This window comes from uncultured Maribacter sp., assembly GCF_947500405.1.
In the GTDB taxonomy this organism is placed as follows: Bacteria; Bacteroidota; Bacteroidia; order Flavobacteriales; family Flavobacteriaceae; genus Maribacter_B.
Map to the genome: position 1 here is coordinate 467676 of NZ_CANMRY010000002.1, position 12561 is coordinate 480236.

14 protein-coding genes and 1 tRNA gene are annotated in these 12561 nt (G+C 28.8%); 8 read left to right on the forward strand and 7 right to left on the reverse strand.

Features of this window, described 5'->3' with window-relative positions:
- Window positions 1-11 precede the first annotated feature (11 nt).
- The 3 genes from Q0945_RS04190 to Q0945_RS04200 all read left to right on the forward strand — a co-directional run bounded on the left by Q0945_RS04190 (window position 12) and on the right by Q0945_RS04200 (window position 1489).
- The gene (locus tag Q0945_RS04190; RefSeq protein ID WP_298489338.1) at window positions 12-959 is read left to right on the forward strand and encodes a type IX secretion system membrane protein PorP/SprF; all 948 of its coding nucleotides are present in this window, start codon (window positions 12-14) and stop codon (window positions 957-959) included.
- A gap of 44 nt (window positions 960-1003) precedes the next feature.
- Complete coding sequence (gene folB, locus Q0945_RS04195) at window positions 1004-1363, forward strand: dihydroneopterin aldolase (protein ID WP_298489336.1); 360 nt, start codon at window positions 1004-1006, stop codon at window positions 1361-1363.
- 52 nt (window positions 1364-1415) lie between these two features.
- Window positions 1416-1489, forward strand: a tRNA-Cys gene (locus Q0945_RS04200).
- A gap of 57 nt (window positions 1490-1546) precedes the next feature.
- On the opposite strand, the gene Q0945_RS04205 is transcribed toward Q0945_RS04200, so the two are convergent.
- The 3 genes from Q0945_RS04205 to rnr are packed head-to-tail and all read right to left on the reverse strand — an operon-like array spanning window position 1547 to window position 5160.
- A complete protein-coding gene (locus tag Q0945_RS04205; RefSeq protein WP_299431084.1) occupies window positions 1547-2218 on the reverse strand; it encodes a LysE family transporter in 672 nt (223 codons plus the stop codon).
- An 11-nt stretch (window positions 2219-2229) separates the two neighbouring features.
- A complete protein-coding gene (locus Q0945_RS04210) occupies window positions 2230-2913 on the reverse strand; it encodes a head GIN domain-containing protein (RefSeq protein WP_299431086.1) in 684 nt (227 codons plus the stop codon).
- A 39-nt stretch (window positions 2914-2952) separates the two neighbouring features.
- Window positions 2953-5160, reverse strand: a complete 2208-nt coding sequence (gene rnr / locus Q0945_RS04215) for a ribonuclease R (RefSeq protein ID WP_299431088.1) — start codon at window positions 5158-5160, stop codon at window positions 2953-2955.
- 609 nt (window positions 5161-5769) lie between these two features.
- On the opposite strand from rnr, the gene Q0945_RS04220 reads away from it, so the two are divergent.
- On the forward strand, window positions 5770-6201 hold the full coding sequence (locus tag Q0945_RS04220) for an RpiB/LacA/LacB family sugar-phosphate isomerase (RefSeq protein WP_299431090.1): 432 nt from the start codon (window positions 5770-5772) through the stop codon (window positions 6199-6201).
- A gap of 59 nt (window positions 6202-6260) precedes the next feature.
- Here Q0945_RS04220 and Q0945_RS04225 read toward each other — a convergent pair whose 3' ends face one another.
- Together Q0945_RS04225 and Q0945_RS04230 are read right to left on the reverse strand one after the other, a co-directional pair.
- Window positions 6261-6458 (reverse strand): hypothetical protein, encoded by a 198-nt coding sequence (locus Q0945_RS04225; protein ID WP_299431092.1) that lies wholly within the window; start codon window positions 6456-6458, stop codon window positions 6261-6263.
- 8 nt (window positions 6459-6466) lie between these two features.
- Window positions 6467-7288, reverse strand: a complete 822-nt coding sequence (locus tag Q0945_RS04230) for a class I SAM-dependent methyltransferase (RefSeq protein WP_299431094.1) — start codon at window positions 7286-7288, stop codon at window positions 6467-6469.
- A 374-nt stretch (window positions 7289-7662) separates the two neighbouring features.
- On the opposite strand from Q0945_RS04230, the gene Q0945_RS04235 reads away from it, so the two are divergent.
- From Q0945_RS04235 to Q0945_RS04245, 3 genes are read left to right on the forward strand one after another with little or no spacing between them, the layout of a single operon-like run.
- Complete coding sequence (locus Q0945_RS04235) at window positions 7663-7800, forward strand: hypothetical protein (protein WP_299431096.1); 138 nt, start codon at window positions 7663-7665, stop codon at window positions 7798-7800.
- 56 nt (window positions 7801-7856) lie between these two features.
- On the forward strand, window positions 7857-8765 hold the full coding sequence (locus tag Q0945_RS04240) for a cation diffusion facilitator family transporter (protein ID WP_299431098.1): 909 nt from the start codon (window positions 7857-7859) through the stop codon (window positions 8763-8765).
- Window positions 8766-9209 (forward strand): GNAT family N-acetyltransferase, encoded by a 444-nt coding sequence (locus Q0945_RS04245; protein WP_299431100.1) that lies wholly within the window; start codon window positions 8766-8768, stop codon window positions 9207-9209.
- A 174-nt stretch (window positions 9210-9383) separates the two neighbouring features.
- Here Q0945_RS04245 and Q0945_RS04250 read toward each other — a convergent pair whose 3' ends face one another.
- Together Q0945_RS04250 and dcm are read right to left on the reverse strand one after the other, a co-directional pair.
- The gene (locus Q0945_RS04250) at window positions 9384-9998 is read right to left on the reverse strand and encodes a hypothetical protein (protein WP_299431102.1); all 615 of its coding nucleotides are present in this window, start codon (window positions 9996-9998) and stop codon (window positions 9384-9386) included.
- 2 nt (window positions 9999-10000) lie between these two features.
- A complete protein-coding gene (gene dcm, locus Q0945_RS04255; RefSeq protein WP_299431104.1) occupies window positions 10001-11227 on the reverse strand; it encodes a DNA (cytosine-5-)-methyltransferase in 1227 nt (408 codons plus the stop codon).
- Between the two features lie 95 nt (window positions 11228-11322).
- Here dcm and Q0945_RS04260 point away from each other — a divergent pair, with 95 nt between their 5' ends.
- Window positions 11323-12528 (forward strand): SH3 domain-containing C40 family peptidase, encoded by a 1206-nt coding sequence (locus Q0945_RS04260; protein WP_299431106.1) that lies wholly within the window; start codon window positions 11323-11325, stop codon window positions 12526-12528.
- Window positions 12529-12561 lie beyond the last annotated feature (33 nt).

Genomic DNA, 12561 nt, shown 5'->3' on the forward strand with positions numbered 1-12561 from the left:
CCTAAACTACTATGTATAATAAATTATTAACCTTAGTCCTCCTACTACTAAGTGTCTTTGGTGCTAAAGCGCAAGAGTTAACATTACCACAACTCTCGCAGTATTTAGCAGATAATCCTTTTGTAATGTCACCTACCTATGCAGGTATTGGAGATCATGTAAAAATTAGGATTAATGGATTAACACAATGGGTAGGAATTAAAGATGCGCCAGACACGCAATCTTTAGCTGCAGATATGCGATTAGGAGAAAAATCTGGTGTAGGTATTTTATTATATAATGATAGTAATGGAGAAACTAAGCAAAGAGGAGCTAGATTATCTTTTGCCCACCATTTAACTATAGATAGGTATGATGATGAGTTTTTATCCTTTGGTTTATCGTATAATTTTAACCAATTTAGAATAGATATTGAAAACTTTAGCATTATTGATCCAAGTGTAACAGATGATAGAGCAACAACCAATCATAACTTTGATGTAGGTTTATTATATAGAAAAGATAAGTTTTATATAAGTGCAAATGCATCTAACATAATTGATAAAGATTTATCAAAATTTAATCCAATTTTTGAACCTAATAGACTAAGAAACTATTACGCTTATACGGGATATAGATATAAAAGAAGTAAAAACAGTAATTTAGAAATAGAGCCTTCTGTTTTCTTTCAATTATTTGAAAGTGATGGTAGATCTGTTACCGATTTAAATGTAAAATTTAGATGGTACGATTTTGAAGACTATTACTATGCTGGTGTTACCTACCGTTTTTTAAATGATCAAATTGGTGACCCACTATATATAGCTCCAATTATTGGTTTAAAAAAGAGCAATTTTTATTTTGGATATTCTTACCAAGTAATTCTTAATGAAATTTTAGGATATAGTACAGGAACACATGTAGTAACATTAGGTTTAGATTTATTCCAAGGTGTTAGTAATTGTAGATGTACCTACTAAAAACCAAATGTTTGCTTTAATTTTGCTAAAAATTAAAGATACTCATGGGAATAATAGAAGTTACTAATATTAAGGTTTATGCCTATCATGGTTGCTTAGCAGAAGAAACTAAAATAGGTAGCGATTATCTTGTAAATGTTTCTGTAAAAGCAGATTTAGCTAATGCAGCAGCATCTGATAATTTAAAAGATACGGTAGATTATGTTCATATAAATCATATTGTAAAAGAAGAAATGGCAATTGCTGCTAAACTTTTAGAACATGTTGCAGATCGTATAATTAAACGTATTTTACTAGAAATCAATATAGTTATGGAAGTATCTGTAGCTGTTTCTAAAATAAACCCTCCTATAGGTGGCGATGTAGAAAAAGTAACTATTACATTAAAATCGAAAAGATCCTGATTATATATTTTTGAAAGCTAAAAATAAGGCATTACATTTGCACCATTAAAATGGCATCGTGGCCGAGTGGCTAGGCACAGCTCTGCAAAAGCTTGTACAGCGGTTCGAATCCGCTCGATGCCTCCAAAAAAACCCTCTTAATAGAGGGTTTTTTTATTTAATATACTGTTTATTAGTACATTATTACTCTCTTATCTGTTCCATTTTTTCTATACCTTCTTCGATAGTAAATTTATCTTTTGGCAGAAACCCTTTTATAATAAGTACTAATCCGCAAATAACTAAAACAACTCCCAGAAACTTTTTTACTAACCTTATTCTCTCAAAAGTTAATTTTCTTTTTAATTGTTTAGCCAATAAGATTTTAAAAATATCTATAGTAAAATACGTAATTAATACTGCAGCAAAGAATAGTATAATTCTATTAGAGTCATTTTCTAGACTAGGACCTACTACTATTATTATTCCAAGCCAAAAAACTAAAACTCCAATATTTATAAAGTTTAGTAAAAAACCTTTTACAAATAAACTAATATAATGTCCTGAGGTAACTTTTATAGTTTCTTCTTTTTTGGCTTCTTTCTTTACAATACTAGTTATACCATATATTACTAATATTACACCTCCAAAAACATACAATCCAGGTTCGTTGCTTAGGTTTTCTAATAATTGAAAACTACTAAAATAAGCTATGGTTATAAAAAGTATATCGGCAGTAATTACCCCAAGATTAAAAACAATTGCTGCTCTAAATCCTTTTATAGCACTGGTTTCTAAAAGAACAAAAAAAACAGGGCCAATCATAAAACTTAATAAAAATCCGAGAGGAATAGCGGCCTGTATATCTTCTAACATATTGGGGTAAATTACATTTTAGTTATTTTACCGCCAAAAACCGTTTTTTCTTCAAATTTAGCAGGGTTACCATATACTAATACTTCGCCACCAGCTTTTACAGAAGCTTTTACATAATCTGATGCATATATTTCTGCTCTAGAACCTGCATTTACATTTACAGTAGAAAATTTAGTAATTAAACTTTTACCTTCATAAATACCTCCTGTATTAATAGCTACATCTTGTAAATCTGCTGTTCCTGATGTTTCTATAACGCCACCAGTAACCGTTTTTATTAAAAGTTGTTCTACTTCAGCTGCTATAACAAGTTCACCTCCTTCTTGGGCTTTTAGTTCTAATACATCTTGCTGAATTGTTTTCTTAGAAACAATTCTTGCATCCTCATTAACATCAATAATTATTAAAGGTTTTGTATAATATAAATCTATAAAAGTTTTATAACCACTAAATATCTTATTGATTTCCATTCGTATTTTAAGAACACCTTCTTTATTAACAAAAACAACCTCATCAATATTATCACCAGATATTACTGCTTTATTTTCTGTACTTTTAATTAGATTAATAGAGAGACCATCAAAACCTTTTAGTTCTGAAAATTCTGACAATCCTACGGTTATTTTTTCATTTTGAGCGCATATAGTCTGTAGACTAATTACGATGAAAATAAAAAATAAAACTGTTTTTTTCATATTCGTTTTTAAGTATGTATATACGTACTAAAACAAAAGTTATTCCAAAATAGAAACCTTTTCATTTATTCCTATAAGAGAAAAATCTAAGTGTCGTTTTATTAAATCGGTGTTTTTTACCATTACAACAACTTCATCTCCTAATTGGTAGGTTTTATTAGTACGCTCACCTACAATGGCATACTCCTTTTCATCAAAGATATAATAATCTCCTTTTATATCTCTAATATTTACCATTCCTTCACATTTATTTTCTATAATTTCTACATAAATACCCCATTCTGTTACGCCACTTATAACACCAACAAATTCTTTATCTTGGCGATCTTGCATAAACTTAATCTGCATATACTTAATAGAATCTCTCTCTGCTCTGGAAGCTAAAATTTCCATTTCAGAAGAATGTTTACATTTTTCTTCATAAGCTTCTGCATTAGCAGTTTTACCACCATCTAAATAATGTTGTAATAAACGGTGTACCATAACATCTGGATACCTACGTATTGGCGATGTAAAATGTGAGTAATAATCAAACGCTAAACCATAGTGGCCAATATTTTTAGTAGTATACGTTGCTTTACTCATAGTACGTATAGCAAGCGTATCTACTAAATTCTGTTCTTTTTGACCTTTAACATCTTCCAGAAGCTTATTTAAAGACGCGCTAATAGATTTTTTATCTTTAAAGTCTAACTTATGTCCAAAACGAGAAATTACGCCATTAAGAGCTAATAACTTCTCTTCATTAGGATCATCATGTATTCTATATACAAATGTTTTTTCTGGTTTTTGTTTTCCAATAAAAGCAGCCACTTTTCTATTTGCTAATAACATAAACTCTTCTATAAGTTTATTAGCATCTTTTGCTTCTTTAAAATACACACTTGTTGGTTCACTTTCTTCATTTAAATTAAAACGAACTTCTACTTTATCAAAAGAAATAGCACCACTATTCATACGTCTGCCACGCATAATTTTTGCAAGATCATCCATAACTAAAGTAGCTTTAACTACTTCATCTGAAACTATATAAGAAGAATTACGTATAGAAATTTCTTTAGGAATATCTCCTTGTTTAGTTTCTATAATATGTTGTGCTTCTTCATAAGCAAAACGCTCATTAGAGTTTATAACGGTTCTACCAAACCATTCGTTAATAACATTTGCTTTTTTATCTATTTCAAAAACAGCTGAAAATGTATATTTTTCTTCATTTGGTCGTAAAGAACAAGCATTATTAGATAAAATTTCTGGTAACATAGGTACCACTCTATCTACTAAATAAACCGATGTTGCTCTTTCATAAGCCTCATCATCTAAAATAGTATCTTCTTGTAAATAATGAGAAACATCTGCAATATGAACCCCTATTTCATAGTTACCATTTTCTAAAATCTGAAAAGAAAGTGCATCATCAAAATCTTTTGCATCTTTTGGATCTATAGTACAGGTTAAAACATTACGCATATCTCTACGTTTTGCAATTTCTTCTTCTTTTATAGAAGTATCTAATTGTTGTGCATAACGTTCTACTTCTAAAGGAAACTCATGTGGTAAACCATATTCTGCTAAGATGGAATGTATCTCAGTATTATGTTCTCCTGGTTTTCCTAAAACTTCTTTTATTTCTCCAAAAGGAGAATCTGTACGATCTGGCCATTCTGTAATTTCTACAATTACTTTATCGCCATCTTCTGCTTTACCAACTTTATCTTTAGATACAAAAATATCAGTATACATTCTTGGATCTGTAGGTCTTATAAAAGCAAAATCTTTTTGCATATCTACAATACCAACAAACTCTGTTTTATATCGTTCTACAATTTTGGTTATTTCTCCTTCTAATTTTTTTCCTTTTCGTTGTGGAAAAACATATACTTCAACGGTATCTTTATGAAATGCTTTATTTACTTTATTGTTAGGAATAAAAACATCATCATCCATTCCTTCAATAACAATATATGCATTGCCTCTACTAGTAAGATCTACAGTACCAGTTTGGTATGTTTTGGTTGAGGCAACTGCTTTATAATGCCCTCTAGTTTCTTCTAAAATTCTTTTTTTCTCTTTTAACTGTACCAATCTTTTTATTAATTGGTTTCTATCATGCGCATCTGTAATATGTATTCTAGATGCTATTTGTTTATATGTGAAGCTTTTTTTAGGATCTTTTTCTAAAACTGTAAAAATTCCTTTAGTAATTTCGTTCTTTCTATGATTCTTTGCTTTCTTATTTCTCTTTGACATTAATCTTTCTTTCTAATTTATTGGAAAATTACGAATTATAATTCAGTACTTTTTATTTTATCCATTACAGTAAAATTAATTTAACGTTATTAACATATATATTATATTATATTTTTCTTTTATTAAATTTAAAAAAACAATGGTGGTTATTATAGCTTGTTAATAATGGGGATAAAAAAATGAAGAATAATTTGTATTGAACCGTTTAATATTTTTATTGACAATTTATACAAGTCTGTAATTTATAGTTATCAATATGTTACGTATTTTATTAACATATATTAATAACCTCTGTTAACATGAAATTAATAATAACTAAATATTAATTTAGTGTTAACTTCTATAAAAGTAGACTTAATATCTTTCTGTTATATTCTAAGAAGTTAATTAGTTTTTTTGGATTTCTTTTATAAGGCAAATTCTAAATTAGAAATCAAAATTTAAAAGTTATTTTCTTTGGTAAGTTTATTAACAACTAATACAATTATTTGCGAGTGTAATTAACAACTTATATTTTATTAACATTAATATATGTTGTGAAACAGCTATTTATTGTGGTATACACTTATGTATTGTACATTTGTACTGTAAATTAGTATACCTAAACATATGAAAATAGCTATTGGTAATGATCATGCCGGAACAGAATATAAACTTGCAATAGTAGGTTTATTAAAATCGTTAAATATTGATGTTAATAACTACGGTACAGATGGTACAGACAGTGTAGATTATGCAGATTTTGTACATCCAGTTGCAAAGGATGTTGAAAATAGTACTGTAGATTTAGGAATAATAATATGTGGTAGTGGAAACGGTGCATCTATGACTGCTAACAAACACCAAAAAGTACGTTGTGCATTATGTTGGACCAAAGAAATTGTTGCTTTAGCCAGAGAACATAATGATGCTAATATTTTAAGTTTACCAGCACGTTTTATTTCTTTACCACAAGCTTTAGAAATGGTAAAAACTTTTTTAAATACTAATTTTGAAGGCGGTAGACACGAACGTAGAATAGAAAAAATACCTTGTAAGTAATAGTTTTAATACTAACTTATAAAGCTGTGTACCAGATTATTTCTAATACACAGCTTTTTTTATTTTCTATTTCTATTTTTTGTAGAATAACTACAATTTTTATCTTCAATATATTTAATTTTATGTTCGGATAAAAGTTCTGAGATTATTTTTCTAGTTTCGTTTTCATTAAGAAAATTTTTTTCTCCGAGGTCAATTTCATTTAATCTACCATTATTTTTTATTAATGCTTTGTAATACCTTTCTTTATTTTTCATAAGTGTTTTTATTTTTTTACGACTATCATTATATGCGGACTAAGTGATAATAAATAAGTGTCATTTTCAGTAATTTTAATAAGTTCTAATAATGTATTTTTCCTTTTAATATTTAACATATTTGAAAAATAGTTTTTATCTAACCAAGCCATTCCTTCAACAGCATAAGTATTAATATAAGTTAATTTTTGATTTATAAATTCTTGTTTAAGTTGTTCAGGTTTATGATAATATGCTTCTTTTAAAAGCCAGGGAAAATCATCTGGAGGATTATGTATTCCATTTTTTAATTCTTCTTTACACATTTCAAAAAATGGTTTTTTATGAATTAAACCATTTAACAAACCAACTAAAGTTGATGCAGTATAGTTAATAGCAAAACCTAAAATAATTCCATTCTTTTTTAGAACACGTTTAGCTTCAAAAATAGTTAAGTCTCTATCTTCTTTTTTTTGAAGGTGATAAAGAGGTCCGTGTAAAATTATTAGGTCTGCATAATTATCTGGGAATTCTAATTTTCTAGATTCACCTAATTGAACAGAAAATTTATTTTTTAATTTACTGGCTCTGTTTTTAGCTATTTCTATATGTTTTAAAATAGGTTCTACTAAGTGAACTTCATACCCTTTTTTAGCAAGCCATTCAGAATATTTTCCTGTACCGCCACCAACATCAATTATTTTTGTAGTTGAAGTCGAAATATACTTTTCTATAAGAAATTTTATTCTTTCAAACTCAAAAATTCCCATTCCTTTATCTAATCTAGTTTCTTCTGATGCGTTGTTGTAGAATAGTTCTATATCTCTACTAATTAATTTTTTATTAATCATTTTTAATTATTGTATTATTATCACTTATTAGAATATTAAGCATATTACAAAGTGATACAATTGATTTGTAGTCTATTGTTTTGGTTATAATTTGATAAATAAATTGATGTGATTATCTGTGCATAAAAACTAAAAAAGTTTTTATGCATTAATTACTCTGTTTTAGAGTTTGTCTTTTAAGAAAGACTCAGATAATATGTTTAATTAGTATAGCAGACTACAAATGTAGAAATTCTTAATTACTTTTCTATTTATTAGTTTTTAAATTCAGATAACTTTTACCTACTTTGTAAAACCTACTAATTAGTATTTTTTTATGACAAAGGCATCCAATACCCTCAAAATAAGCATTAGAATTTTTAAATCTAGATAGTTTGTTTTCAGAAATACATTGGAATTTTGATTTAGAAGATTGTGATAATATTTTACGAATAGAAAGTGAATATTATATACAAGAAACAGTTATAAAATTGTTAGAAAATAATAATTTTTCCTGTAAAGAATTAGAATAAAAAGTAAATTAAATTTACAGTATCTTAGAGCTACTTTATGTTGAAAAAAGGGCTTTATGGCACATACGCACAACCATTCTCATCATCACAAAGAAAAAGGTAGAAATTTAATAATATCTATTTTTTTAAATATTGTAATTACGGTTGTACAAGTAATTGGCGGACTACTTTCTGGAAGCCTTTCTCTTTTATCAGATGCTTTACATAATTTTAGTGACGTTCTTTCTTTAATTGTTAGTTATATAGCAAGTGTATTAGCAAAGAAAAAAGCATCAACAAATAAAACCTTTGGCTATAAAAGAGCAGAAATTATAGCTGCTTTTGTAAATGCTGCAGCCTTAATAATTGTAGCTGTTATTTTAATAATGGAGGGTGTAGAGCGTTTTAAAAACCCACAAGAAATAGAGTCTAATTTAGTTATTTGGTTGTCTTTAGTTGCCATATTCGCAAATGGTTTTAGTGTTTTATTACTAAAGAATGACGCTAAGGGCAATATGAATATGAAATCTGCATATTTACACTTATTAACAGATATGTTGGCATCTTTTGCAGTGTTAATAGGAGGCTTATTAATGAAATATTTTAAAATGTATTGGGTAGACCCTACGCTAACCATTGCAATTGCTATTTACCTTATCTATATGGGATACCATCTTTTAGTAGAGTCTACAAGAGTACTTATGTTATTTACTCCTGGTAGCATTGAAGTTCAAAAAATAGTAGATGAAATTTGTAAGATAGATGTTGTTAAAAACATACATCATGTACATATTTGGCAATTAAATGATGATGAATTTCATCTAGAAGCGCATATAGATTTTAATGTAGATATTAAAGTATCAGAATTTGATGCAATTTTAGAAAATATTGAAGAAATCTTATATCATGATTTTGGAATAAATCATGTTAATATTCAACCAGAGTATGGTAAATGTGATAGTAAAAATATAATAGTACAAGACTAAATGTTACATATAGAAATAAAAACTTTTAAGGATTTAAATACAGAGGAACTTTATAAAATTCTACAATTACGTTCCGAGGTTTTTGTAGTAGAACAAGATTGTGTTTATCAAGATGTAGACAGTAAAGACCAAAAAGCATTACATGTTATTGGTTTTAAAAATGATGAGGTTGTAGCTTATACACGTATTTTTAAATCTGGCGAATACTTTAAAGATGCTAGTATTGGTAGGGTCGTGGTAAAAGAATCTGAAAGAAAATATGGTTACGGAAAAGTTATTATGGAAGCCTCTATTAAAGCTGTTGAAGAAAATTTAAAAGAAACAAAAATTCATATTTCTGCTCAAGAATATTTAATAAAATTTTATAGTTCCTTAGGATTTAAACAAGTAGGGGAAGGGTATTTAGAAGATGGTATTCCGCATGTTGGAATGATTAGAACGTAATTATTCCTTAAATTTTATAAAACAGACTTAAAGGTTGGTTTATTTAATTAGTACTATAGCAACAAAAGTTGTTCTAATAGGATTATATACACTTTTCTTAAGATGATTAGTCAATTTTTATGCTAATTAAAGCTATTACAAATAGCAAACCAACCCAATAGTTTGTAATAAAAATTATATTAGCCTTTTTGCAACCCCTTTTTCTATTAAATAATCTAGTTTTAATATCAAATTTAATGGTTTTTCGGACTTATTAGTAGACGATAAATAAAGGTATCCTTCTTTATAACTATGTAGTTCTTTAATTTTTATTTTGCCTTGAATTTTAGAATCCAACGCTATATAATTAGAAAGTGTTTTTTGGGTAATATTTTTAGAATGTAGTAGCGCAATTAATTTTTCTCTATTAACAAAGGCTATTTTACAAGAGGTAAAAGCATTGGGCTCATCTTTATAAATAGCAGTAATAAGGGCATAAAAATCTGTGGTTTTGGTGGTATCAAAAAGCCATCCTTTTTTAAGAGAACCTTTTTTTAAATAGCTAATTTCAAATGCAAAAGTTGGTAAATCATCTCCAATATAATCTAGTTGGGCTTTTTCATCTACTTTAAAAACTTCTTGAGTTTCTTTATTAGTAAATAAAACATCAACCCCCTGGAGTTGCTGTTTAATATCTTGTATACGTTTTGTAGAATACTTTTTTAAATGCTTATGGTAAAGCGTATCTAAAAAAACAGCAAGGCCTTTTTCTTTTTTTAAGTCCGTTGTAAAATTACTTTGGACTCCCATTTTTAAGAATTAATAGTAGTAAATAATTCTTTTGCAATACGTTCTACAACACCAACAACTAATGCATTTCCCATAAAAAATGCCCTTTTAGTGTTCGATATTCCATCTAGTTTGGTGTGGTTATCTGGAAACATATTTAAACGCTCTAGTTCTATAGGAGTTAATCTTCGCAGCCCTTTTGGAGTAGCAACAACATGTTTAAACCTAGAGGCACTTTTGCCCCCTTCACCAGTAATAATGGTTCTAGATGCATTATCTAAAGCATCTGGAAAAACCATAGAACCTTCACTATAATTATAGGTAAATCCGCTTTTTGCAGTTCTAACTTCTTTTTTAGAACCTTTTAAATACTTCCATTTAGGGAGGTCTTTTTTATCAATATAAAATTCTGGAGTTACTTCTCCATTTTGTAAAATATCTTTTAAAACAGTTTTCATGGTTTCTTGTTTAGGCTGGGTTTTAGAAGTATAAACGGTTCCATCACAAAAAACACCTGTATTTAAAAAAGGAGATAGTTTTCCTTCTTTATTAAAGGTATTAGAAAGTGTTACTAAATCTTCTTCTAAAGAAAAGGTAGCATCTATTTTTTGTTGTGGTAAAACAGGAAAAGCTTTAGCTATAGTGCCTTCAGAACTAATCCAATTTAACTTATTTACTTTTTTCAGATTTTTATAAGCATTTGTAGATTTGTGGTAAGCCAAGAAAAAAATACGCCGTCTTCTTTGCGGCATTCCATAATCTGCAGCATTTATTACGCGCCATTCTACCGCGTAGCCTAAAGCATTTAAACTTTGTAGCATAATAGCAAAATCTCGTCCCCTTTGTGAAGTGGGAGATTTTAATAAACGGTCTACATTTTCTAAAAATAGATATTTAGGAGGATTCTTTTTTTCAGATAAAATACGATGTATAGACCACCATAAAACTCCCTTTTTACCAATAAGACCTTTAGAGTTTTGAGAGGTAGTAGCAACGGAATAATCTTGACAAGGAAACCCACCCACTAAAACATCGGCATCTGGTATATTAGAAGTTAACACACTCGCAACATCGTCATTACTATGATTTTCAGAACCAAAACGAGCTTCATAAACCAAGGAGGCATGTTGTGTTTTTGTACTTGGTTCCCATTGGTTAGACCAAACAATCTGGTATTTATTTGTTTTTTCGAGCCCTAGTCTAAACCCACCTACACCCGCAAAAAGTTCTATTACTTTTAGTTTTTTCATACGTTAGGCGTTAAAATTAGTCAAAATGAAGAAGATAGTTTTAAAGATTAAGGAGGTAAGTCCTTAAAAAGTTTTAATTTTCAGAAAAAAAAGAAATGAATTTGTTTTATAGGTCCTTGTTATTACTGCTTTTTACTGGAACTTTAGTTTCTTCTTGTATAGACGAAACTAAATTAGAAAAAATACCATTAATGGCAGAAATAGATGAAATACGAGAAGAATATGCTCCAGATAAGCGTGTTGCTTTGTTTTCTATTGCGGCAACAAAACAGAAGGATACCTATATTTTAAAAGGAGAAAGTAATGTACCTAACGCAGTAGAAGCCTTAAAGAAAAACTTAAAGGAAAAGAACTTCGCTTTTGTAGACAGTATTACTATGTTACCTGGTGCAGATTTGGAAGGAAAAACAAAAGGCATTGTTACCATTTCTGTAGCAAATATTAGGAGTAATGCAAAACATTCGGCAGAATTGGCCACGCAAGCAACATTAGGAACACCTGTTAACGTTTTAAAAAGAGAAGGAGATTGGTTTTTAATACAAACACCAGATAAATATATTTCTTGGGTAGATTTTGGTGCAATTACGGTCTTAAATCATGAAGCCTATTTACAATGGAAAAAAGCCCAAAAAATAATATTTACCAATACTACGGGATATGTTTATTCTATGGCAAATAAAGAATCGCAAATACTATCGGATGTTGTTGCTGGAGGTATTATGGAGTTTTTAGGAGAAGAAAAAGAGTTTTATAAAGTTGGTTTTCCTGATGGTAGAAAAGGATTTGTTTTAAAGATACAAGCTATGGAATATGATAATTGGATATCTAACCTAAAACCTACTGGAGAAAATTTAGTAGCTACTTCTAAAAAATTTATGGGATTACCTTATTTATGGGGAGGCACTTCTACTAAGGGAGTAGATTGTAGTGGTTTTACAAAAAGTATCTATTTCATAAATGGTATGGTTATACCTAGAGACGCCTCACAACAAGTACATACAGGCAAAGAAATAGACTCCGTTAGTAATTTTAATACTCTTCAAAAAGGAGATTTGCTATTTTTTGGAAGAAAAAAAACAGATTCTACCAAAGAGAGAGTAGTACATGTGGGTATGTGGATTGGTAATAAAGAGTTTATACATTCTTCTGGTTCTGGACGTGTACAAATTGGGAGTACAGATAGTAGTGCTGCTAATTATGATGCCTATAATGTAGATAGATATTTACGCTCCAAACGCTTGTTAGAAGAAGAGAGCCCGGCTTTAGTAAATTTGGTAAATACTCCTATTTTTAAAGATTGATTTTACTTTTCTAAAAAAGAAGAAACAAACTTA

What these genes read in the sequence shown, in the direction of transcription:
- Q0945_RS04190 (WP_298489338.1), top strand. Translation starts at nt 12, where the DNA reads ATGTATAATAAATTATTAACCTTAGTCCTCCTACTACTAAGTGTCTTT.
- folB (WP_298489336.1), top strand. Translation starts at nt 1,004, where the DNA reads ATGGGAATAATAGAAGTTACTAATATTAAGGTTTATGCCTATCATGGT.
- Q0945_RS04205 (WP_299431084.1), bottom strand. Translation starts at nt 2,218, where the DNA reads ATGTTAGAAGATATACAGGCCGCTATTCCTCTCGGATTTTTATTAAGT.
- Q0945_RS04210 (WP_299431086.1), bottom strand. Translation starts at nt 2,913, where the DNA reads ATGAAAAAAACAGTTTTATTTTTTATTTTCATCGTAATTAGTCTACAG.
- rnr (WP_299431088.1), bottom strand. Translation starts at nt 5,160, where the DNA reads ATGTCAAAGAGAAATAAGAAAGCAAAGAATCATAGAAAGAACGAAATT.
- Q0945_RS04220 (WP_299431090.1), top strand. Translation starts at nt 5,770, where the DNA reads ATGAAAATAGCTATTGGTAATGATCATGCCGGAACAGAATATAAACTT.
- Q0945_RS04225 (WP_299431092.1), bottom strand. Translation starts at nt 6,458, where the DNA reads ATGAAAAATAAAGAAAGGTATTACAAAGCATTAATAAAAAATAATGGT.
- Q0945_RS04230 (WP_299431094.1), bottom strand. Translation starts at nt 7,288, where the DNA reads ATGATTAATAAAAAATTAATTAGTAGAGATATAGAACTATTCTACAAC.
- Q0945_RS04240 (WP_299431098.1), top strand. Translation starts at nt 7,857, where the DNA reads ATGGCACATACGCACAACCATTCTCATCATCACAAAGAAAAAGGTAGA.
- Q0945_RS04245 (WP_299431100.1), top strand. Translation starts at nt 8,766, where the DNA reads ATGTTACATATAGAAATAAAAACTTTTAAGGATTTAAATACAGAGGAA.
- Q0945_RS04250 (WP_299431102.1), bottom strand. Translation starts at nt 9,998, where the DNA reads ATGGGAGTCCAAAGTAATTTTACAACGGACTTAAAAAAAGAAAAAGGC.
- dcm (WP_299431104.1), bottom strand. Translation starts at nt 11,227, where the DNA reads ATGAAAAAACTAAAAGTAATAGAACTTTTTGCGGGTGTAGGTGGGTTT.
- Q0945_RS04260 (WP_299431106.1), top strand. Translation starts at nt 11,323, where the DNA reads ATGAATTTGTTTTATAGGTCCTTGTTATTACTGCTTTTTACTGGAACT.